Origin of the sequence: Polymorphospora sp. NPDC051019, assembly GCF_040683055.1 — a bacterium.
Lineage (GTDB): Bacteria > Actinomycetota > Actinomycetes > Mycobacteriales > Micromonosporaceae > Polymorphospora > Polymorphospora lycopeni.
The window spans coordinates 48,959-73,207 of the sequence record NZ_JBFBCH010000012.1 but is presented as its reverse complement, the minus strand read 5'-3'; the positions used below and the strand labels follow the sequence as shown (position 1 = coordinate 73,207).

5 protein-coding genes (1 of these 5 running past the window's edge) are annotated in these 24,249 nt (G+C 73.9%); all 5 read left to right on the top strand.

Annotated features, from left to right (window positions below; translation table 11 throughout):
• Positions 1 to 88: 88 nt before the first annotated feature.
• Complete coding sequence (locus tag AB0M79_RS21410; protein ID WP_364216332.1) at positions 89 to 5,554, top strand: amino acid adenylation domain-containing protein; 5,466 nt, start codon at positions 89 to 91, stop codon at positions 5,552 to 5,554.
• 1 nt (position 5,555) lies between these two features.
• Positions 5,556 to 8,795: an amino acid adenylation domain-containing protein gene (locus AB0M79_RS21405; RefSeq protein ID WP_364216329.1), complete on the top strand. Its 3,240-nt coding sequence runs from the start codon at positions 5,556 to 5,558 to the stop codon at positions 8,793 to 8,795.
• The gene (locus tag AB0M79_RS21400; RefSeq protein WP_364216326.1) at positions 8,792 to 9,457 is read left to right on the top strand and encodes a hypothetical protein; all 666 of its coding nucleotides are present in this window, start codon (positions 8,792 to 8,794) and stop codon (positions 9,455 to 9,457) included. The genes AB0M79_RS21405 and AB0M79_RS21400 overlap by 4 nt, the downstream gene beginning before the upstream one ends.
• A 244-nt stretch (positions 9,458 to 9,701) precedes the next feature.
• A complete protein-coding gene (locus tag AB0M79_RS21395; protein WP_364216323.1) occupies positions 9,702 to 23,306 on the top strand; it encodes an amino acid adenylation domain-containing protein in 13,605 nt (4,534 codons plus the stop codon).
• Positions 23,303 to 24,249, top strand: the 5' end (the start) of a protein-coding gene (locus tag AB0M79_RS21390; protein ID WP_364216320.1) for an amino acid adenylation domain-containing protein. 3,148 nt of this gene lie beyond the right edge of the window; 947 of the gene's 4,095 nt are visible here — the first part of the coding sequence; it begins with the start codon at positions 23,303 to 23,305; the stop codon falls past the right edge of the window. The genes AB0M79_RS21395 and AB0M79_RS21390 overlap by 4 nt, the downstream gene beginning before the upstream one ends.

The following is a 24,249-nucleotide window of genomic DNA, read 5'->3' as shown; positions in this document are numbered from 1 at the left end:
GTCCGTCCACGGGACATCGACGACCCTTGACCGAACGTTAAGGCACGTGCCAAGCTGCCCGGACCCGAAGGCCCCCGAACAGGCGCGCATGGACGACAGCTTCCCGCACCAGCGGTACCCCGCCCTCGCGGTCCAACGCGGGATGATCCTGCAGACCCTCCGGCAGCCGGCCGGCGGAGTCGACGTCCAGCAGGTCACGATCAGGTGGGACGGCCCACCGGACCGCGACACGTTCACCCGGACCTGGCAGGACGCCGTACGGCGGCACGCGGTGCTGCGTACGGCGTTCGAGGTCGACGGCGACCACGGCGTGGTGCAGGTCGTCGCGCCCACGGCCGGGATCGACCCGCGCTGGCGGGACAGCACGCTCGCCGCGTTCCTGCCCGCCGACCGTCGCGAGCCCTTCGACGTCGGCCGGGCACCCCTGCTGCGGGTCACCGTCCTGAGTGACCACCACGTCGTACTCACCTTCCACCACGCGATCCTCGACGGCCGGTCCACCCGGCTGCTGCTCGACGAGGTGTTCGCCGGCTACGCCGCGCGCCGGGCCGGGCGGCCGCCGGACCACCCGCACCGGCCGCCGTTCGCGGACTTCGTGCGCTGGTGGGGTGCTGTCGACCCGGCGGCCGGCGCGGCGTTCTGGAAGGACTACCTGGCCGGGGCGCCACCGCCCCGGGCGCTGCCCGGTCACCTCGGCGCGGCACCCGGCGTCGACGCCGAACCGGCGGCGCACGAGATGGTGCTGACCCGGGCGGAGTCCGACCGGCTGCGGGCCGGTGCGGCCGCCACCGGGGTCGGGGTCAGCGCGCTGGTCAACGCGGCCTGGGCGCTGCTGCGCGGCGGCTACGGCGGGGTCGACGACGTGACGTTCGCGGTAACCAGGTCCTGCCGGTACGGCAGCGTGCCGGACGCCGACCGGATCGTCGGCTCGCTGATCAACACGGTGCCGTTCCGGCTGCGTACGGCTCCGGACACGACGGTCCGGCGGCTGCTCGCCGACGCGGCCGGCGCCATGCGGCAGCTCCGCATGCACCAGCTCACCCCGCTGGCCGCCATCCTGGAGGGAGCCGGTCTCACCGCCGACACTCCGCTGCTGGACAGCCTGGTGGTGTTCGAGCGGCAGCGGCTGTCCACCGCACTGGCGAAGGACGGTCCGGAGCCGGAACGGGGCTCGGTACGCGTACACCGGATGCCCGGCTATCCGCTGACGGTGCACGTGTTCGACGAGCCGGAGCTGCGGCTGGGCGCGGTCTGGGACAGCACCCGGCTGCTGGACGCGTCGGCGCGGCAGATGGTCGCGCAGTTGCGGCACACGGTGCTGGAGCTGGCGGACCGGCCCGCCGCCCGGCTGTCCGACCTGGACCTCGGCGCCGGCGCGGAGGCCGGTCTGCGGGCCGGCTGGAACGCGACGAGGCGGCCCTATCCGCGTGACTCGTCCGTACCGGAGGTGTTCGCGGCCCGGGTCGCCGAGAATCCGGGCGCCGCCGCGCTGGTCGTCGGTGACCGCCGGGTCAGCTACGCGGACCTGGACCGCGACAGCGACCGGCTGGCCTGGACGCTGCACCGGCACGGGGTCGGCCCGGAGGAGCCCGTCGCCGTGCTGATGCCCCGGGGCGAGCCGTTGATCCGGGCCCTGCTGGCCGTGCTCAAGGCCGGTGGCGCGTACCTGCCGGTCGACCCGACCGGTCCGCCGGCCCGGATCGCGGCCACCCTGGCCGGCGTACGCCTGGTCCTGGTCACGGCCGGCAGCACCGCCGGCCTGCCGCCCGACCTCGGTGCCGTACGGGTGCTCGACGTCGGCGCGGGGTCAGGGGAACCGGTGCCGGCCGGTCCGCCGCCGGTACGGACCCATCCGCTGCAACTGGCGCACGTGCTGCACACGTCGGGTTCGACCGGCGTACCCAAGGCGGTCGGCATCCCCCACCGTGGGGTGGTCCGGCTCGTTTCAGGCCCCGACTTCGCCACCCTCGGCCCCGGCGAACGGCTGCTCCAGTTCGCCCCGATCGCGTTCGACGCGTCGACCTGGGAGATCTGGGGTGCGCTCCTGACCGGTGCGACGGCGGTGGTGGCACCGCCTGATCCGGTCGACCTTCCCGCGCTGGCCGGGCTGATCCGTACCGGCGGGGTCACCGTCGCGTTCCTCACCGCCGGGCTGTTCCAGCGACTGGTCGAGGAGGACGTGGCGGCGCTTGCGGGCGTGCGGCAACTGCTGACCGGCGGCGACGTGGCCGACCCGGGCGCGGTCCGGGCCGTACTGGCCGCCCGCGACGGGCTTCCGCTGGTCAACGCGTACGGGCCGACCGAGAACACGACGATGACGAGCTGTCACGTGATGCGTGGCCCGGAGCCGGTCGGTGACCGGGTGCCGATCGGCCGTCCGGTGCCACAGACGACCGCGTACGTGCTCGACCCGGCCGGTCGGCCGGTTCCGGTCGGCTTCGCCGGCGAGTTGCACACCGGCGGTGACGGATTGGCCCGGGGCTATCTCGGTGCCGCCGCGGCGACCGCGCGGTCGTTCGTGCCTGATCCATGGGTCCCGGGCGGGCGGCTCTACCGGACCGGCGATCTCGTCCGGTGGCGGGCGGACGGCGTGCTGGAGTTCCTCGGCCGGCTCGACGACCAGGTGAAGATACGTGGCTTCCGGGTCGAGCCGGGCGAGGTCGAGGCGGTACTGAAGGCGCATCCGGGGGTGGCCGCCGCGGTGGTCCGGGTCCGGGGCGACGGTGTCGACCGGCACCTGGTGGCGTACGTCGTGCCGGTCGAGGGCGCGGCCCTGGCCGACGGCCCGCTGCGCGACTTCGTGTCGGGCCGGCTGCCGGGACATCTGGTGCCGGTGTCCTTCACCGTCCTCGCCCGGTTGCCGCTGACCGTCAACGGGAAGGTCGACCGGGCCGCGCTGCCCGCGCCGGAGGTGCCCGACCTGGCGCCGGAGGTGGCCGGCCCGGCCTCGCCGACCGAACACCGGCTGGCCGAGCTGTGGTCGCGGCTGCTGCCCGGCGACCGGCGCCCGGCGGGCATCGGGCGGGAGAGCAGCTTCTTCACCCTCGGCGGCAACTCGCTGACGGTGACCCGGCTGATGTTCCGGGTGCGCGAGACGTTCGGCGTCGAGCTGCGGCTGGGTGACTTCCACCGGGCGCCGACGCTGGCCGCGACGGCGGCGGCGATCACGGCGGCCGGCAGCGGGAGCGGCGGGCCGGTGATGCGCCGCCGGGAGCGGGTCCCGCGCCGGGCCGGGCGCGAACTGCCGGCCGACCTGGTCGCGCTGGGTGGCGGCTGGGCGCTGTGGCGGACAGTGTGCCTGCGGGGCGCCGGATTCCCGATCGACCTGCTCGCCCCGCTCGGCGACGCGGAGATCGCCGCCGCCGCGGACCGGGTGGTCGCGGCCCGCGCCGCCGGTGATCCGGCCGCTCTCGCGGCGGCGGAGGCGGCGTACGCGGACGGGTTCCCGCGCGCGGTCGGGCGGCTCGCGGCGGCGTTGCACGCGGTCGCGGGCGACCCCGGGTTCCGGGAGGCGGTCGCGTGGCAGAACCCGCACGCGCTGACCACCGGGATCGACGCGCTGCTGCGCCGGGGGCCGAGCCCCGCCGGCCGCAACACCAAGCACCGCCAGCACGAGGCGCTGGTCACCAGCTACCTGCAGCGGTACTGCGCGAAGAACGACACGATCGGGTTCTTCGGGCCGGTCGGCTGGGCGCGGATCGAGCCCGGTGCCGGCATCCGGATCGACGGGGCGGATCCGCCGGCGCTGGTGGCCGACCGGACCGTCTACCTCGAGGGCTGGGCGGTCGCGGCGGTGCTGGCGCCGTACGCGGCCGGGTTGCGGCCGTGGCTCGTACCCCGGCTGATGCCCTTCCTGGAGCTGGCCGGGTCGGCGTTGCGGGTGCCGCTCGCCCCGCCGGTGCCCCTGAACGGCGCCGAGGTGGCGGTGCTGCGGGCCTGCGACGGGGTCCGTGACGCGGCCGGGGTCGCCGCCGCGGTGCTGGCCGACCCGGGTTCGGGGCTGCGGTCCGCGCCGGAGGTGTACGGGGTGCTGGACGCGCTGGCGGCGGCCCACCGGATCGCCTGGCAGCCGGAGGTGGCGCCGCACGACACCAGGCCGGAGCGGACGATGCGGGACCGGCTGGCCCGGGTCACCGACGAGGCCGTACGCGGGCCGGCGCTCGCCGCCCTGGACGAGCTGTGCGCCGCCCGGGACGCACTGGCGGCGGCTGCCGGTGACCCGCACCGGCTGACCGGCGCGATGTCCGATCTGGCGGCGACGTTCACCCGGCTGGCCGGCGTTCCGGCCACCCGCCGGGCCGGGACGATGTACGCCGGACGTACCCCGGTCTACGAGGAGTGCCTGCGGGCCGGCACGGTCCGGATCGGGGAGGCGGAGCTTTCCGGGGTCGGCGCCGCGCTCGGCCTGGTGCTGGACAGTGCCCGCTGGTTCACGGCCGCCGGCGCCACGCTCTACCAGCGCCTTTTCACCGACATCTACCGGCGCCGGGCGGCGGAGCTTCGCACCGGCGTGGTTCCGCTCGTCGACTTCTGGCTGCTGGCCGGCGAGGCGCTCTTCCATCCGCCGGCCCGGATGACCGCGCTGCTGACCTCGGCGCTGCACCGGCGCTGGGCCGACGTGCTGGCGTTGCCGCCCGGCGACCGGCACCGGGTCCGGCTCGCCGCGGCGGACCTGGCCCCGGCGGTGGCCGCCGCGTTTCCGCCGGGTCGGCCCGGCTGGCCGACCGCGGTGCAGCACAGCCCGGACCTGATGCTGGCCGGCGACGAGTGGGTGCTCGGCGAACTGCACCCGGGGGTCAACACCCTGCGGTACGCCACCTGGGTCGCCTACCACCCGCGGGTGGACGCGTTGCGGGCGGCGATGGCGCGGGACGTCGGGGCCGGCGCCGTCTATCCGGCCGAGACCGGCCAGGAGGGCGGTGTCCCGACCCGGCAGAGCAACGGGTTGGCCGGGCCGGACGACATCCGGTTGGTGTTCGCGCACGACTCGTTCGGGCACGACCGCCGGCAGAGCCTGCGGGTCGGTGAGTGCGACCTCGTCGAGTCGTCCACCGGCCTACGGGTACGGTCGCGCGACGGCCGGCTCGACGTCGACCTGATGCACGTGCTCGGCGACGTCGTCGGCGCCGGACTGTCCCAGCTCTTCCGCGTCCTGCCGCCGGCGGCGCACACCCCCCGGATCACCGTCGACTCGCTGGTGGTCAGCCGGGAGGCGTGGACGTTCGCGGCGGCCGACATCGACTTCGCCGGTACGGCGGACGAGGCGCGCCGGTTCGCGCGGGCGCGGGCCTGGGCGGCGGCGCACGGCCTGCCCCGCCACGTGTTCCTGCGCTGCGCGGGTGAACGCAAGCCGGTCTACGCCGACCTGACCAGTCTCGCCTCGGTCGACCTGGTGTCCCGGTCGGTGCGCCGGGCCCGCCGGCACGACGGTGACGGCGCGGTGGTCGGTGTGGTGGAGATGCTTCCGGCGCCGGACCAGTTGTGGCTGACCGGCGCCGGCGGCCGGTACACGGCGGAACTGCGGGTCGTCGCGGTGGACGGACGGGTGGGCTGAGATGGCGTTCTTCGAGTTTCCGGCGTCGGCGGCGCAGCGGCGGATGTGGCTGCTCGACCGGCTGGATCCGGGCCGGGCGACGTACAACATCGGATGGGCGGTGTGGCTGTCCGGGCCACTGGACGTGGCGGCGCTCGGTGCTGCCTGGGCGGCGGCGGTCGGGCGGCACGAGGTCCTGCGGACCACGTTCCGGGCCAACGGCGGCCTGCCGATCCAGGTGATCGACGACGCCCCGCCGGCCGTCCTCGGGGTCGAGCCGCTGGCCGGGACGGAGTCGCGGGCGGCGATCGAGGAGCTTGTCCGTACGCCGTTCGACCTCGAACGCGGCCCGCTGGTGCGTACCCGGCTGCTGCGGCTGGCGCCCGACCGGCACGTGTTGTGCCTGGTGGCGCACCACGCGATCGCGGACGGCTGGTCGTTCCGGCTGCTCTTCGACGAGATCGCGGGCGACTACGAGGCGCTGTCCGCCGGCCGGCCGGCGGTGTCGGTGGAGCCCGAGTTGCAGTACGCGGACTTCGCGCTGTGGGAGCGGGAGCACGTCGAGGCGGGTGGTCACGCCGACGCGGAGCGGTTCTGGTCGGCCGAGCTGGCCGGTGCCCCGCCCGAGGTGCCGCTGCCGGTCGACCACCCGTACCCGGCCCGGCCGACGCCGGCCGCCGCCGAGGTGGACGTGCCCGTGGACGCCGGGTTGGCGGCGGGGCTGCGGCGGCTGGCCGGTGACCGGGGCAGCACGATCTTCGCCGTGCTGCTGACCGGGTACGCGGCGCTGCTGTCCCGGCTGGGCGGTGTGGACGAGTTGCTGATCGGGGTACCGGTGGCGGGCCGGACCCGGATCGAGACCGAGCGGATGCTCGGCCTCTTCGCGAACACGGTCGCGATCCGGGCGACGTTGGACGGGGATCCGACGCTCGGGCGGCTTCTCGACCGGCTGCACACCGCGTCGGCGCGGGCCCAGGCCCACCAGGATCTGCCGTTCGCGCGGGTGGTCGAGCTGTGCCGGCCGCGACGGCACCCGGCCCGGGCGCCGTTGCTCCAGGTGATGTGTACGGTCGAGGACGCGTCGCCGCCGCTGGCCCGGGGCGGCCTGCGCTGGCGCCCGGAGCTGGTGCACAACGGCGCCGGCAAGTTCGAGCTGGAACTGGCGGCGGTCGCCGGCCCGGACGAGTTGACCGTACGGCTGCGCTACCTCACCGACCTGTTCAGCACTCAGAGCGCGGACCGGTTCGCCGACGCCCTGCGCGCGGTCCTGGCCGCGCTGGCGACGAACCCGGAGATGCGGGTGTCCGAGGTGGACATCCTGGCACCGGCGACGCGGGATCTGGTGACCCGGGTGTGGTCGGCGCCGGAGTCGGCGTCGGTACCGGCGCCGGGCGCGACCGCGGCGGCACTGGTGGCCGCGGTCGACACCGGCGACCGGGTCGTGATCCGGGGCGACGACGTGACCCTCACCGGCACGCGGCTGCGAGAGCTGACCAGCCGGATCGCGGCCGGACTGGTCGGGCACGGCGTACGGGCCCAGGACACCGTCGGGATCGTGCTGCCCCGGGGGGCGCGGCCGCTGCCGGCGCTGCTCGGTGTGTGGCGGATCGGGGCGGCGTACCTGCCGCTCGACCCGACCCATCCGCCGGGGCGACTGCGCGGGATGCTCGCCGATGCCGGGGTGCGGGTCGTCGTCACCGACCGTACGGCGATTCCCGGGCCGCTGCTGGCCGAGCTGGAGGCGGCGGTGACGCTGCTCGACCTGGCCGGGCCGGCGCTGACCGGGCCGGAGCCGGTGGTGCCGCCGCCGTGCGGGCTGCCGCCGGAGGCGGCGGCGTACGTGCTGTTCACGTCGGGCTCCACCGGCCGGCCGAAGGCGGTCACGGTCACCCAGGGCGCGGTCGCGCACCTGTTGCACGCGTTCCGGGAGATGGTGCCGCTCGGGCCGGCCGACCGGGTCGTCTCGGTGAGCACGTTCGCGTTCGACATCGCCCTGCTCGACCTGCTCCTGCCGCTGTTGTGCGGGGCGCCGGTCGTGGTCGCCGGTGCCGACGACGTGATCGACGGCAACCGGCTGCGGCGGCTGCTGACCTCGGCGGACGCCACGATGCTCCAGGCGACGCCGACGACCTGGCGGATGCTGGTGGCGGCCGGTGGGGTGCCGGCCGGGGTCCGGCTGCGGCTCAGCGGCGGGGAGGCGTTGCCGAAGTCGCTCGCCGACGCCCTGATCGGCCCGGACGTGCGGCTGTGGAACTGCTACGGCCCGACCGAGACGACGGTGTATTCGACCGGCGCCGAGGTCGTCGCCGGTCCGGGCCCGCTGGACATCGGCCCGGCCATCGCCGGCAGCCGGGTCTTCCTGCTGGACCGGTGGATGCGGCCGGTGCCGCCGGGGGTGGTCGGCGAGATCTACATCGGGGGTGCCGGGCTCGGCCAGGGCTACGCCGGCGCGCCCGGGCTGACCGCCGACCGGTTCGTGCCCGATCCGTTCACCGCCGGTGGCCGGCTCTACCGCAGCGGCGACCTGGGCCGCTGGCTGCCCAACGGCCGGATCGAACCGCTCGGCCGGGTCGACCGGCAGGTGAAGGTACGCGGGTTCCGGGTCGAGACGGCGGAGGTGGAGGCGGTGCTGCGCGGCCATCCGGAGGTGGTCGACGCGGTCGTGACGACGTCGACCGGCCCGGACGGGGCACGGCTGGTCGGGTACGTGGTCACCGGGGCGACCGAGCCGCCGGCCGGGCTGCGTGAGTACGTCCGCCGCCTCCTACCCGAGTACATGGTGCCGGCGGCGTTCGTGGCGCTGCCCGAGGTGCCGCGTACGTCCCGGGGCAAGCTTGACCCGCGTGCGCTGCCGGAGCCGGACTGGGGTTCCGGGGCGGGTGGGCCGGCGGTCGCGCCGCGGACTCCGCTGGAGCGGGAGCTGGCGGCGCTTGTCGCCGACCTGCTGGGCCTGCCCGACCCGCCCGGTGTGCTGGACAACTTTTTCGTCCTCGGTGGACATTCGGTCAAGGCCACCCAGTTGATGGCGCGGATCTGGACGGCGCACGGGGTCGACCTGCCGGTGCGTACGCTTTTCGACGACCCGACCGTGGCCGGGCTGGCCACGGCGGTCGCGGCGGCCGGGGCGCCGCCCGGGTCGGGGCCGGCGGGCGGCGGCGTCGCGACGGGTGGTGCGGACTACCTCGACACGTTGACCGACGCGGATGTCGACGACCTGCTGGCCACGATGGACCGGCCGCGGCCGGCGGGGTGGGAGGGGTGAGCCGGGTGGATGGTCCGCCGCGTTGGCTGGCCGCGCTGGTCGCGGCGTTGGAGGCCGGTCAGGATTCCGCCGGTGCGGCGGACCGGGGCCGACGGGTTCGTGGCGAACTCGACCGGCTCGGCGACCGGATGCCGTTCCGGGTGGTGTACGAGTGGCACGCGCTCCTGCTCGCACCGGGACCGGACGATGTCGACGGTCCACAACAGATTGTCGCCGGGCTGTGCCGGCGGGCGGCGGCCGGGGAGCGGGTCGGGGCGGCGGAGTGGAGCGAGGCGCTGTGTCCGGTCCTGGGCGAGTTGTACCGGGCCGCTTATCCGTACGCCGACGCGCACGCGGTGGCCTACGCCAACGCGCGCGCGTACGCGACCGCGAACGGCTACAGCGCCGACGAGACGGTTGAGTACGCCCAGTTCTACGCAGATCTGAGTACCGGCGCCAACGCCGAGGCGTGCGCCAATGCCAATGCCATCGCAAACGCGAATGCCATTGGGGCGGCGCTCGCATTGGCTGACGAGCGGGCATACCTGGAGACGTATCCGGATGCCCTGGTGCGGGCCCGCGTCCTGGCGGCGGCGAACCGGGCCGATCTCGCCGCGGGCCGGGCGGAGCAGGGGCGGCTGGTGGATGGGCTGGCCGAGATCCTGGGACGGGTCACGGTTTGACCCCATGGCAGCTTCAGAGCGTATCTGTGCCATTTCAGTGGGATTTTCTGACTAATCTCGCTATTCGTAGATGGAGAAATTAGTCGCCCAGGAATACGGGCCCGGCAAGGTTTTGGCAGGAACCCGACCGACGAGGTGAATCAGAGCATTCACCCTGGCCTTAGCCTGACCGTTGAACTAATGTTAATTCACCTTTACGAACGTCATGATGTAGTGGCATGCCAGCAAGAACTCGAGGGGGCACATGTTGCCGGACGATCAGCGGTTCCGTGATTCGGCTCCCGATCAGGTCCGGACGACACGTCCCCCCACCGAGATCGAGCCCCTGCCGGACCGCTCCGGTCCCCTGCGGTTGTCGTTCGCGCAGCAGCGGTTGTGGTTCCTCGAACGCCTCGGCGGGGTCGGTCCGGCCTACCACATGCCGATGGCGTTGCGGCTCGACGGCTGGCTCGACCGGTCGGCGCTCACCGCGGCCCTCGACGCGCTCGTCGCCCGGCACGAGGTGCTCCGCACCCGGATCGTGGCCGACGGCGCCGACGCCCACCAGCACATCGACCCGCCCGACACCGGCTTCACCCTGCACGTCGACGACCTCACCGGCCTGCCTGACGCGTCGGCCCGCCTGGCCGAGTTGCAGGAAGCCGAGACCAACGCCCCGTTCGACCTGGCGGCCGGGCCGCTGATCCGGGGCCGGCTGGTCGTGCTCGCCCCCGACCGGCACGTGCTGCTGCTGACGATGCACCACATCGTCTCCGACGGCTGGTCGCAGGGCGTGCTCACCAACGAACTCGGCACCCTCTACGCCGCCTTCCACGACAACGAGCCCGATCCGCTGCCGCCGCTGCCGATCCAGTACGCCGACTACGCCGCCTGGCAGCGACAGTGGCTCGCCGACGGCGTACTCGCCCGGCAGGAGACCTACTGGCGACAGGCCCTCGCCGACGCGCCGGCCCTGCTCGAACTCCCCACCGACCGCCCCCGGCCGGCCGAACAGGACCACGCCGGGGCGCAGGTCACCGTCGAACTCGACGCCGGACTCACCAACCGGCTCGACGAACTCGGCGCCCGCCACGGCGGCACCCTGTTCATGACCCTGCTGACCGGCTGGGCGATCGTGCTGTCCCGGCTCTCCGGCCAGACCGACCTGGTCATCGGCACCCCCACCGCCAACCGACGCCGCGCCGAACTCGAAGACCTCATCGGCTTCTTCGTCAACACCCTCGCCCTACGCGTCGACCTCACCGGCAACCCCACCACCACCCAACTCCTCGACCGCGTACGCGACCTCTCCCTCACCACCCTCGAACACCAGGACCTCCCCTTCGAACAGGTCGTCGAACTCGTCAACCCCACCCGCAGCCTCGCCTACACACCGCTGTTCCAGGTGATGTTCGCCTGGCAGAACAACGAGGAGGACGACCTCGACCTGGCCGGCATCGAGGTCACCACCCTGCACTCCCCCTGGGCCGGCGCCAAGTTCGACCTCACGCTGTCGCTGGCCGAAGAGGACGGCCGGATCACCGGCAGCCTCGAATACGCCACCGCACTGTTCGACACCGACACCGCCCACCGATACACCCGCTACCTGCACCGGGTCCTGACCCAGATGGCCGACCACCCCGAACGCCCGGTGGCCGAACTGGCCCTGCTCGACCCGGACGAGCGCCACCAACTGCTCGCCGCGTACGCCGACGCGACCGCCTATCCGGCCGGCCGGACGGTCCACGGGCTGTTCGAGGAGCAGGCCGACGCCACCCCCGACGCGGTGGCGGTCTCGTTCGAGGGCGGATCGCTGCGCTACGGCGAGCTGAACAGCCGCGCCAACCAGCTCGCCCACCACCTGCGCGCCCACGGCGTCGGTCCGGACCAGCCGGTGGCGATCTGCGTGGAACGCTCGACCGAGATGATCGTCGGCCTGCTGGCCATCCTCAAGGCCGGCGGCGCGTACGTGCCACTCGACCCCGGCTATCCCGCCGACCGGCTGGCGTACGTGCTGGGCGACAGCGCGCCGGCGGTCGTCCTCGCCCACGCGGCGACCCGGACCGTGCTCGACGGCGTGACGTCCGCGCCGGTGATCGACCTCGACGAGCCCGCCGCCTGGGCGGACCGTCCGTGCACCGACCCGGCCGTCGACCTCACTCCGGGCAACCTCGCGTACGTCATCTACACCTCCGGCTCGACCGGCCGGCCCAAGGGCGTCATGGTCGAGCACGCCAACGTCGTACGGCTGTTCTCGGCCACCGCGCACTGGTTCGGCTTCGGCCCGTCCGACGTGTGGAGCCTCTTCCACTCCTTCGCGTTCGACTTCTCCGTCTGGGAGATCTGGGGTGCGCTGCTGCACGGCGGCCGGCTGGTGGTCGTCCCCCGGCTGACCAGCCGCTCGCCCGCCGACTTCTACCGGCTGCTCTGCGACGAGGGCGTCACCGTCCTCAACCAGACCCCGAGCGCGTTCCGCAGCCTGATCGCGGCACAGGCCGAGACGGGCCGGTCGCACGCGCTGCGTACGGTGGTCTTCGGCGGCGAGGCGCTGGACCCGGCGATGCTGCGGCCGTGGTACGCCGACCCCCGCAACGGGCGCGCCGAACTGGTCAACATGTACGGCATCACCGAGACCACGGTGCACGTGACGTACCGGCCGCTGACGGCGGCCGACGCCGACCGGCCGGGAGTCAGCCCGATCGGCGGACCAATCGGCGACCTGCGGCTCTACGTGCTCGACGAGCGGCTCGAACCGGTGCCGCACGGCGTCGTCGGCGAACTGCACGTCGGCGGGGCGGGGGTCGCGCGCGGCTACCTCAACCGCCCCGAGCTGACCGCGGAACGCTTTTTCGACAGCCCGTTCGAGGCCGGCGACCGGCTCTACAAGACCGGTGACCTGGTCCGGCACCGGGCCGACGGCAGCCTGGAATACATCGGCCGCAACGACTTCCAGGTGAAGATCCGTGGCTTCCGGATCGAACTGGGCGAGATCGAGTCACAGCTCGCCGCCACTCCGGGCGTACGCGAGGCGGTGGTGCTGGCCACGACGGACGCGACGGGCGAGACGCGGCTGGTCGGCTACTACACCGCCTCGGTACGCAAGCTGACCGCCGACGCGCTGCGTACCCGGCTGTCCGGGGTCCTGCCGGAACACATGGTCCCGGCCGCGTACGTGCGGATCGCCGAGTGGCCGCTGACCGCCAACGGCAAGCTCGACCGCAAGGCGCTGCCCGCACCCGACGGGCTGGCGTTCGCCTCCCGCGACTACGCCGAGCCGGTCGGCCCGACGGAGATCGCGCTGGCCGGGATCTGGGCCGAGGTGCTGGGCATCGAACGGGTCGGCCGGCACGACAACTTCTTCGCGCTGGGCGGGCACTCGCTGCTGGCGCTGCGGGTGCTGGAGCGGATGCGCCGGCAGGGCATGGACGCCGACGTACGGGTGCTCTTCGGGGCGCCGGTCCTGATCGACCTGGCCGCCGCCGTCGGGGCCGGGCCGGGCCAGGTCGAGGTGCCGCCCAACCTGATCCCGGACGGCTGTGCCCGGATCACGCCGGACCTGCTGCCGCTGGTCGACCTGACCCAGTCGGAGATCGACACGATCGTGGCCACGGTGCCCGGCGGGGCGCCGAACGTGCAGGACGTGTACCCGCTGGCCCCGATGCAGGAAGGGATCCTGTTCCACCACCTGATGGCCCGCGACGGCGACCCGTACCTGGTCACCAGCCTCATCGCCTTCGCCGACCGGGAGCGGCTGGACCGTTACCGGGCCGCGCTGGAGGCCGTGGTCGCCCGGCACGACATCCTGCGTACGGCGGTGGTGTGGCAGGGGATCAACGAGCCGGTGCAGGTGGTGTGGCGCCGGGTGACCCTGCCGGTGGAGGAGATCGAACTCGACCCGGCGGGCGACGACCCGGGCCGGGAGCTGCGCGAGCACTTCGACCGGCGGTACGGCCGGCTGTCGCTGCACGAGGCGCCGCTGGTGCGGCTGCTGGTCGCCCGCGATCCGCGCGACGGCAGGTGGCTGGCGCTCGAACTGATCCACCACATCATCGACGACAACACCTCGCTCAAGCAGCTCAACGCCGAGATCCGGGCGCACCTGGCCGGGCTGGGCGACCGGTTGCCGGCGCCGCTGCCGTTCCGCGACTTCGTGGCCCGGATCCGGCGCGGGGTGGACCGGATCGAGCAGGAGAGCTTCTTCCGCGGGATGCTCGGCACCGTCGACGCGCCTACCGCGCCGTTCGGCCTGCTGGACATCCACGGCGACGGCCGCACCATGCGCGACGCCCGGGTACGCGTCGACGCGGAGTTGGCGGTGCGGTTGCGGGCCCGGGCACAGGCCCTGCAGGTCAGCGTGACCAGCCTCTTCCACGTCGCCTGGGGGCAGGTGCTGGCCCGGGCCAGCGGCCGGCGGGACGTGGTGTTCGGCACCGTGCTGTTCGGCCGGATGCAGGGCGGCGCCGGCAGCGACCGGGTGCTCGGCCCGTTCATCAACACGCTTCCGCTGCGGGTGACGCTCGCCGACACCGGCGCCGCGGACTGCGTGCTGCGTACCCACGGGGCACTGACCGAGCTGATCCGGCACGAGCACGCGCCGCTGGCGCTCGCGCAGTCGTGCAGCGGGGTCGCGCCGCCGGCTCCGCTGTTCACCGCCCTGCTCAACTACCGGCACGCGGAGGTGCTGGCGAAACCGGACACCACGCCGGCGGCCGGCGCCGACATCTTCACCTACCTGGCCGCCGAGGAGCGCGGCAACTACCCGCTGGCGCTCGACGTCGACGACCTCGGTGACGACTTCATCCTGACGGTCGCCGCCACCGCCGAGGTCGCCGCCGACCGGGTCTGCGCCATGGTCGAACGGGCGCTGGAGACCCTGGTCGAAACGCTGGAAAGGGCGCCCGACGCGGCGGTGGACCGGCTCGACGTGCTGCCGCCCGCCGAGCGGAACCGGCTGCTCGCCGACGGCAACGAGACGGCGGTGCCGTATCCGCCGCAGCGGCTCCTGCACCATCTCTTCGAGGCGCGGGCGGCGCGGAACCCGGACGCGGTCGCCCTGGTCCTCGACGACCACGAGCTGACGTACGGCGAACTCGACGCGCGCGCCAACCGGTTGGCACACCACCTGCGTGACCGCGGGGTCGGGCCGGACCGGCTGGTGGCGATCTGTCTCGAACGCTCGCTCGACACGGTGGTCGCACTGCTGGCGGTGCTCAAGGCGGGCGGCGCCTACCTTCCGCTGGACCCGGCATACCCGGTCGAGAGGCTGACCCACATGCTGCGGGACGCCACGCCGGTCGTGGCGTTGACCCACGGTGCGGCCCGGGACCGGCTGGGCGCCGCGCTGTCCGGTGTGGACGTTCCGGTCGTCGACCTCGACGCCGACGCGGCCGGCTGGGCGGACCTGCCGGTGACCGTCCCGGTCGTCGACGGCCTGGCGGCGCACCACCTGGCGTACGTCATCTACACCTCGGGCACGTCCGGCGCCGCCAACGGGGTCATGGTGGAGCACGGTCAGCTGGTGGCCGTCGCCGCCGCCTGGGAACGGCTCTTCGACCTGCGTCCCGGCCTGGTGCACCTGCAGATGGCCAGCTTCTCCTTCGACGTGTTCACCGCCGACGTGGTGCGTGCCCTGGGCTTCGGTGGTCGGCTGGTGCTCTGCCCGCGCCCGCTGCTGCTGGACAGCCCCGGCCTGTACGCCCTGCTGCGTCGGCACGACGTGGACTTCGCCGACTTCGTGCCGGCGGTGCTCAACCCGCTGATGGGCTATCTGGACAGTGTCGGCGGCAGCCTCGCCGGCCTGGAGACGGTGGTCTGCGGCTCCGACGCGTGGACGGCGGCGAACGCCGTACAGCTGCGGGCGTTGTGCGGGCCGCGGGTGCGGATCGTCAACGCGTACGGGGTGACCGAGGCGGCCGTCGACAGCACCTGCTACCCGCTTCCGGCCGACGTGGCCGACGTCGCCGCGCTGGCCTGCCTGCCGATCGGCCGGCCGCTGCCGAACGTACGGGTCTATCTCCTGGACGCGGCCGGCGAGCCGGTGCCGGCCGGGGTGGTCGGCGAGATCCACATCGGTGGCGCGGGGGTGGCGCGGGGCTACCTGAACCGGCCCGAGCTGACCGCGCAGCGCTTCGGTGTCAGCCCGTTCGTGCCCGGTGACCGGCTCTACCGCACCGGTGACCTGGGCCGCCGGCTGCCGGACGGGCAGTTGGAGTTCCTCGGCCGCGACGACTTCCAGGTGAAGGTCCGTGGCTTCCGGGTCGAGCTCGGCGAGATCGAGGCGCGGTTGGCCGGCTGTCCGGGCGTACGGGAGGCGGTCGTCGTCGCCCGCCCGGACAGCAGCGGCCACCAGCGGCTCATCGCCTACCACCTGAGTGGCGGCGGGCAGCCGCCGAGCGCCAGGGTGCTGCGCGACCGGCTGGCGGCCGAGTTGCCGGACTACATGGTGCCGGCGGCGTTCGTCCGGCTGGCGGCGTGGCCGCTGACGCCGAACGGCAAGGTCGACCGGGCGGCGCTGCCGGCGCCGGACGGGGAGGCGTTCGGCCAGCGTGGGTACGTCGAGCCGGTCGGCCTGCTGGAGACGGTGGTCGCCGCGGTCTGGGCCGACGTGCTGGGCATCGAGCGGGTCGGCCGGTACGACGACTTCTTCGCGCTGGGCGGCCACTCGCTGCTCGCCATGCGGCTGGTGTCGAAGATCCGGCAGGCGTTGGGGCGGGAGGTTTCCCCGGCGGCGCTGTTCGCGGCCCCGCTGCTGGCCGCCTTCGTGGAGCGGATGACGCCGGACGGCCGCGACGTGCTGCCGCCGGTCCGTCCGGTCGACCGTGGCGGTGCGTTGGCGCTGTCGTTCGCGCAGCAGCGGTTGTGGTTCCTCGAACGCCTCGGCGGGGTCGGTCCGGCCTACCACATGCCGATGGCGTTGCGGCTCGACGGCTGGCTCGACCGGTCGGCGCTCACCGCGGCCCTCGACGCGCTCGTCGCCCGGCACGAGGTGCTACACACCCGGATCGTGGCCGACGACGCCGACGCCCACCAGCACATCGACCCGCCCGGCACCGGCTTCGCGCTGGGCGTCGACGACCTCACCGGCCACCCCGGAGCGGTCGCCAGGCTGGCCGAACTCCAGGCCGCCGAGGCTGCCACACCGTTCGACCTGGCGGCCGGGCCGCTGATCCGGGGCCGGCTGGTCGTACTCGCCCCCGACCGGCACGTGCTGCTGCTGACGATGCACCACATCGTCTCCGACGGCTGGTCGATGGGGGTACTCACCCGGGAACTCGGCGTTCTCTACACCGCGTTCCACGGAGGTGACACCGATCCGCTGCCGCCGCTGCCGATCCAGTACGCCGACTACGCCGCCTGGCAGCGGCAGTGGCTCGCCGACGGCGTACTCACCCGGCAGGAGACCTACTGGCGACAGGCCCTCGCCGACGCGCCGGCCCTGCTCGAACTCCCCACCGACCGCCCCCGGCCGGCCGAACAGGACCACGTCGGCGCCCAGTTGGCGCTGGACCTCGACGCCGACCTGACGGCGGCCCTCAAGGCGCTCGGTGCCCGGCACGGCGGGTCGCTGTTCATGACCCTGCTGACCGGCTGGGCGATCGTGCTGTCCCGGCTCTCCGGCCAGACCGACCTGGTCATCGGCACCCCCACCGCCAACCGACGCCGCGCCGAACTCGAAGACCTCATCGGCTTCTTCGTCAACACCCTCGCCCTACGCGTCGACCTCACCGGCAACCCCACCACCACCCAACTCCTCGACCGCGTACGCGACCTCTCCCTCACCACCCTCGAACACCAGGACCTCCCCTTCGAACAGGTCGTCGAACTCGTCAACCCCACCCGCAGCCTCGCCCACGCGCCGCTGTTCCAGGTGATGTTCGCCTGGCAGAACAACGAGGACGGCGAGCTGGCGCTGCCCGGCATCGAGGTCACCGCGCTGCCGTTCCCGTACACGAGCGCCAAGTTCGACCTGGTCCTCGCCCTGGCCGAGCAGGGCGGCCGGATCACCGGCAGCCTCGAATACGCCACCGCACTGTTCGACACCGACACCGCCCACCGATACACCCGCTACCTGCACCGGGTCCTGACCCAGATGGCCGACCACCCCGAACGCCCGGTGGCCGAACTGACCCTGCTCGACGAGCGGGACCGGGCGCGGGTGCTGCGCCAGGCCCGTACGGCGCCGGTCGAGCGGGACATCCGGGCCCGGTTCGACAGCCGGGTCGGCACCGCCCCCGACGCCGTGGCGGTCTCGTTCGAGGGCGGATCGCTGCGCTACGCCGAACTGGACCGCCGCGCCAACCAGCTCGCCCACCACCTGCGGGAGCGGGGAGTCGGTCCGGACTCGCTGGTCGCGGTCTGCCTGCGCCGCTCACCGGACCTGGTCGTGGCAATGGTCGCGATCCTCCGGGCCGGTGGCGCGTACGTGCCGCTGGACCCGGGTTACCCGGCCGACCGGCTGGCGTACATGCTGCGCGACAGCGCCCCGGTCCTGCTGCTGACCGCCGGCGACACCGCTGCCGTCGCCGACCTCCCCGGCGCGCCGCCCGCAATCGACCTCCACGCCGACCGGTCGCGCTGGGCCGGGCACCCGACCGGCGCCCCGGAGCCGGCGGCCGGACCCGACCACCTCGCCTACGTGATCTACACGTCCGGCTCCACCGGTCAGCCGAAGGGGGTGGCGCAGACCTGGCGGTGCCTCGACAACCTGGTCGACTGGCAGTTGCGTTTCGCGGCACCGGGCAGCCCGGCACCGGAGCGGGTGCTGCAGTTCGCCTCGATCAGCTTCGACGTGTCGTTCCAGGAGATCTGGAGCACCCTGTGCCACGGCGGCGAGCTGGTGCTGATGGACGAGGAGCGCGGTCGCGACCTCGGCGGGTTGCGCCGGTTCATCGCCGAGCGGGGCGTCCGGCGGGCATTCCTGCCGGCGGCGGTGCTGCACCAGATGGCCGGCCTCACCGGAGCGGTCGCCCCGCTCGCGCCGGGCTGCGAGATCGTGACCGCCGGTGAGGCGTTGCGGGTCAACGACGACGTCCGGGCCCTGCTGGTCGGGCTCGGTGGCGATTACCTCTACAACCAGTACGGGCCCACCGAGACCCACGTGGTCAGCCAGTTCGCGCTGGCCACCGTCGACGCGGCGAGCTGGCCGGCGCTGCCGCCGATCGGCCGCCCGATCGCGGGCGCCCGGCTCTACGTGCTCGACGGGCGGCTCGAACCGGTGCCGGACGGCGTGCTCGGCGAGCTGTACATCGGCGGCACCGGCCTGGCGCGCGGCTACCTCAACCGGTCCGGCCTGACGGCGACCCGGTTCCATCCCGACCCGTTCGCCGGGCCGGGCGAGCGGATGTACCGCAGCGGTGACCTGGTCCGCCGGCGCGCCGACGGCACCATCGAGTTCGCCGGGCGGGCCGACGACCAGGTGAAGGTACGTGGGTTCCGGGTCGAGCCGGGCGAGATCGAAAGCGCGCTGCGGGACGTGCCGGGCGTACGCGAGGCGGCGGTGCTGCTGCGCGAGGACTCGCCCGGTGACCCGCACCTGGTCGGCTACCTGGCCGGCGAGGTCACCGCCGAGGTGGCCCGCGACCACCTGCGCCGGCGGTTGCCCGGGCATCTGGTGCCGACCCGGTGGGTGGTGCTGGACCGGTTGCCGCTGACCGCGAACGGCAAGCTCGACCGGCGGGCGCTGCGCGCCCCGGAGCAGGCGGACGACGCGACCGCCTACGTCGCGCCGCGCGACGACCGGGAAGCCCGGATGGCCGAAATCTGGGCCGAGGTGCTGCGCCGCGACCGGGTCGGGGCGTACGACAATTTCTTCGCGCTGGGCGGGCACTCGCTCCTGGCGACCCGGCTCGTCCACGCCGTGAACCAGCGGATGGCGGCGGGACTGTCGCTGCGCACTCTTTTCCAGAAGCCGGTCCTGGCCGACCTCGTGGCCGAACTGGCGCGGCACGACCCGCCCGCCGTCGTCGACCTGCCGGCGCTCACCCCCGACCCGGCCGGCCGGCACGAACCGTTTCCGCTCACCGACATCCAGGAGGCGTACTGGGTCGGCCGCGAGTCGACGATCGAGCTCGGTGGGGTCGGCGCGCACGGCTACAGCGAGTTGCGGCTGCGCGAGTTCGACGAGGAGCGCTTCAGGCGTGCGCTGGACCGGCTGATCGCCCGGCACGACATGCTGCGGGCGGTCTTCCACGACGGCACCCAGCGGGTCCTGGCGACCGTGCCGTCGTACCCGATGGCCCGGCACGACCTGCGCGGGCTCGATCCGGAGACCGTCGGGCGGCGGCTGGCCGAGATCCGGGAGCGGATGTCGCACCAGTTGCTCGACGCCGGCCGGTGGCCGCTGTTCGAGTTCGCGCTGACGCTGCTCGACGGGGAGGCGCGGCTGCATGTCAGCATCGACGCGCTGATCGTCGACGCGGCCAGCGGGCAGATCCTGGAGCACGAGCTGGGGTTGCTCTACGCCGACCCGGACGCCGACCTGCCGCCGCTCACGGTGAGCTTCCGCGACTACGTGCTGGCCGAGCGGGCGCTGCGCCGGACGCCGCGTTACGACCGGGCGCTCGCCTACTGGCGGGAGCGGGTCGGCACGCTGGCGCCGGCGCCCGGGCTGCCGCTGGAACGCCAGCCGGAGAGCGTCGAGCGGCCGCGTTTCACCCGGTACGACGAGGTGCTGCCGGCCGAGCAGTGGGGTCGGCTCAAGGCGGCGGCCGGCCGCTACGGGGTGACCCCGTCGGTGCTGCTGCTGACCGCGTTCGCGCAGGTGCTGGCCAGGTGGAGCCGGCAGTCCCGGTTCACGCTGAGCCTGCCGCTGTTCAACCGGCTGCCGCTGCATCCGGGCATCAACGCGGTGATCGGCGACTTCACCTCGCTGGTGCTGGTGGAGGTCGACGTGCCGGCCGGGGTCGACTTCGTGACCCGGGCCCGCGCGGTGCAGGAGCAGTTGTGGCAGGACATCGACCATGCCGCGGTCAGCGGCGTACGGGTCAACCGGGAACTCGCGCGGGCCCGGGGGACGCGGCACGCCGCGCTGCCGGTCGTCTTCAACAGCACGCTGAGCGAGCTGGCGCCCGAGTCCGGTGACAGCGGTCTGCCGGCGGCGCTGAACGGTGAGGTCGTCCACGGCATCACCCAGACGCCGCAGGTCTGGATCGACCACACGGTCCTGGAGGCCGGCGGGCGGCTGCACTTCAACTGGGACAGCATCGACGAGCTGTTCCCCGCCGGGCTGGTCGCCGAGATGTTCGCCGCCTACCGGACGCTGCTCGACCGGCTCACGGACGCCGCCGCCTGGCACACCACGGTGGACGGCCCGGTGGCGCCGCCGGCACCGGCCGCGCTGCCGGCACCGGGTCCGCTGATGCACGAGCTGTTCGACCGGCAGGCGCTGGCGACCCCGGCCGCGCCCGCCGTGCTGGCCCCGGACCGGCGGCTGGACTACGCGACGCTGCGCACCGAGGCGCGGCGGCTCGCCGGCCGCCTGCAGGACCGGGGCGTACGTCCCGGGCAGCTCGTCGCGGTGCTGCTCGACCGGGGCTGGGAGCAGGTCGTCGCCACCCTGGCGGTGCTCTACGCCGGCGGTGCCTACCTGCCGGTCGATCCGGACTGGCCGGCGGAGCGGGTGGCCCGGGTGCTGGGGCGGGCCGGGGCGGAACTGGCCCTGGTGGGTCCGGCCCCGGTCGCCGTACCCGACGGTGTCGGGCAGCTGGTGGTCGACGCGGCCACGGTCGGTGCCGGCGGCCCGGAGCCGCGGCCGGTCGCGGTGGCCGACACCGACCTGGCGTACGTGATCTACACGTCCGGCTCCACCGGCACCCCGAAGGGCGTGATGATCGACCACCGGGGCGCGGTCAACACCCTGCTCGACGTCAACGGGCGCTTCGGTGTCGGGCCGGCCGACCGGGTGCTGGCCGTCTCCGCGCTCAGCTTCGACCTCTCCGTCTTCGACATCTTCGGCACGCTCGCCGCCGGTGCGGCGGTCGTGACGCTCGATCCCGAGCTGGCCCGCGACCCGGTGCACTGGTCGGAGCTGGCGTGGACGCACCGGGTCAGCGTCTGGAACTCGGTGCCGGCCCTGGCCGGGATGCTGGTCGACCACGCCGAGGGCGGTCACCCGCCGCCGCCGTCGCTGCGGCTGGTGATGCTGTCCGGTGACTGGATTCCGCTCCCGCTGCCAGGGCGGCTGCGGGCGCTGCTGCCCGACGTCGACGTGCACAGTCTCGGCGGCGCCACCGAGGCGTCGATCTGGTCGATCCACCACCCGATCGGCGAGGTCGACCCGGCCTGGCGCAGCATCCCGTACGGCCGGGCGCTGGCCAACCAGCGGTTCTACGTGCTCGACGAGGCGCTGCGTACCCGGCCGACCTGGGCCGTCGGCCACCTCTACATCGGTGGGATCGGTCTGGCGCGGGGGTACTGGCGGGACGAGGCGGCGACCGCGGCCAGTTTCGTGGTCCATCCGGTCACCGGTGAGCGGCTCTACCGCACCGGTGACCTGGGACGGCTGCGACCGGACGGCTCGATCGAGTTCCTCGGCCGGGAGGACGACCAGGTCAAGGTCAACGGCTACCGGGTCGAGTTGGGCGAGATCGAGTCGGCGCTGGAGAGCCATCCGGGCGTACGCGCCGCGGCGCTGCGGCTGATCGGCGCGGCGCAGGCCGACAAGCGGCTGGCCGCGTACGTGGTGCCCGACGGCGTCGCCCTCGACGCCGCCGTCCTGGTCGAGCACCTGGAGCGGCGGGTGCCGGCATACATGGTGCCGGCGTCGTTCACGTTCCTCGACGCGTTGCCGCTGTCGGCCAACGGCAAGGTCGACCGGGGCCAACTGCCTGACCCCCGGCCGTCGGCGGTGCCCGTGGTCGCGGCGCTGGTGCTCGACGACCCGGCCGAGGACCGCCTGGTGAAGATCGTCACCGAGATCCTCGACGTGCCGGTCGTCGCGCCGGACGCCAACCTGCTGCTGCTCGGCGCCACGTCGATCGACATCGTACGGATCGCCAACGCGCTCTCCGGCGAGCTGGGCTTCCGGCCGAAGCTGGCCCGGCTGATGCGCCAGCCCACCCTGGCCGACCTGCTCGGCATGTATCGCGAGCACGTCGCCCAGCGGGCCGTCGTCGCGCGGGCGCAGCGGGCGGTGGTCGACGACCCGGCCGCCCGCGCCGAGTTCAAGGCGCGTGGCGAGGGCCGACGGGTCTTCCCGCCGGCCACCGGGCAGGTGGCGCTGGCCGCGCCGGCCGACCCGGCATTCGCCCGCCGCTACACCGACTACCGCTCGGTGCGCCGCTTCGGCGCGGACCCGGTGCCGGCGCACGCGCTGGGCCTGCTCCTGGCCGCGCTGGCGCAGCGGCAGGTGGACGGCCGGGCGAAGTTCCAGTACGGCTCGGCCGGCGGCACCTACCCGGTGCAGACGTATCTCTACGTCAAGCCGGGCCGGATCACCGGGGTGCCGGGCGGGGCGTACTACCACGATCCGGCGACGCACCGGCTGGTCGCGCTCGGTGGTGAGCGCGAGCTGAGCCCGGACGCCTACGACTACTTCGTCAACCGGCCGGTCTTCGAGTCCGCCGCGTTCGCGCTGTTCCTGGTGGCGCAGCGGGCCGCGATCGACCCGCTCTACCCGGAGCAGAGCGTGGCCTTCTGCAACATCGAGGCGGGTGCGATGGCCCAACTGCTGACGATGGCCGCCGCCGACCACGGTCTCGGCCTGTGCGGGATCGGCTCGCTGGAGACCGACGAGCTGGCCGCGCTGTTCGACCTGGACACGTCGCACCGGCTGGTCTATTCGCTGGTCGGCGGCACCCGCCCCGACCCCGGCATTCCCGGGCAACGCCCGGCCGACGCCGGATCCACCGACACCATCACGGTCGAGATATGAACGCCTTCGAGTTGCTCGACACGCTCAACCGGCACTCCGTCGGGTTGTTGGTCGACGGCGACCGGCTGCGCCTGCAGGCGCCGCGTGACGTGCTCACCCCGGAGCTGCTGGCCGAGCTAAAGCTCCACAAGGAACAGCTGATCGCGATCCTGACCGGCTCCGATCCGGAGACGATCCCGCGCCGGCCGGTGTCGGACGCGCCGCTGCCGCTCGCGTACGCCCAGCGCCAACTGTGGTTCCTCGACCAACTCTCGCCCGGCAACCCGTTCTACAACAACCCGGTGGCCTTCGACATCACCGGCGCGCTGGACGTGGCGGCGCTGGCCCGGGCGCTGACCGAGGTGGTCCGCCGGCACGAGGCGCTGCGCACCGTCTTCGCGGACGTCGACGGCGAACCCTGCCAGGTCGTACGCCCGGCCGGCCCGGTCGCCCTGCCGGTCACCGACCTCGGCGGGCTGCCCGACCCGGAACGGCGACGGCGGGCCGACGAGGCCGTCGAAGCCGACGCGCGGGCACCGTTCGACCTGGCCACCGGGCCGCTGCTGCGCAGCAGCCTGCTCCGGCTCGCCGACGACGAGCACCGCTGGCTGCTCAACGTGCACCACACGGTGGCCGACGGCTGGTCGATCGGCATCCTGATCGGCGAGGTGACCACGCTCTACGGGGCGTACGCGCGGGGCGCGGCGAGCCCGCTGGCGGAGCTGCCGATCCAGTACCCGGACTACGCGCTGTGGCAGCGCCGGCACCTGGCCGGTGGCGAACTGGAGCGCCAGCTCGGCTACTGGACCCGGACCCTGGCCGGGGCGCCGGCCCTGCTGGCGCTGCCGACCGACCGGCCCCGGCCGGCGGTGCAGCGGTATCGCGGCGACTGTCACGGCGTCGTGGTCGGTGCCGACGTGCTCCACGGCCTGCGGGAGGTCGGCCGGGCCGGCGACGCGACGCT

Excerpts from the sequence above, each read along its gene's own strand:
- AB0M79_RS21410 (WP_364216332.1), top strand. The coding sequence starts at position 89 with ATGGACGACAGCTTCCCGCACCAGCGGTACCCCGCCCTCGCGGTCCAA.
- AB0M79_RS21405 (WP_364216329.1), top strand. The coding sequence starts at position 5,556 with ATGGCGTTCTTCGAGTTTCCGGCGTCGGCGGCGCAGCGGCGGATGTGG.
- AB0M79_RS21395 (WP_364216323.1), top strand. The coding sequence starts at position 9,702 with ATGTTGCCGGACGATCAGCGGTTCCGTGATTCGGCTCCCGATCAGGTC.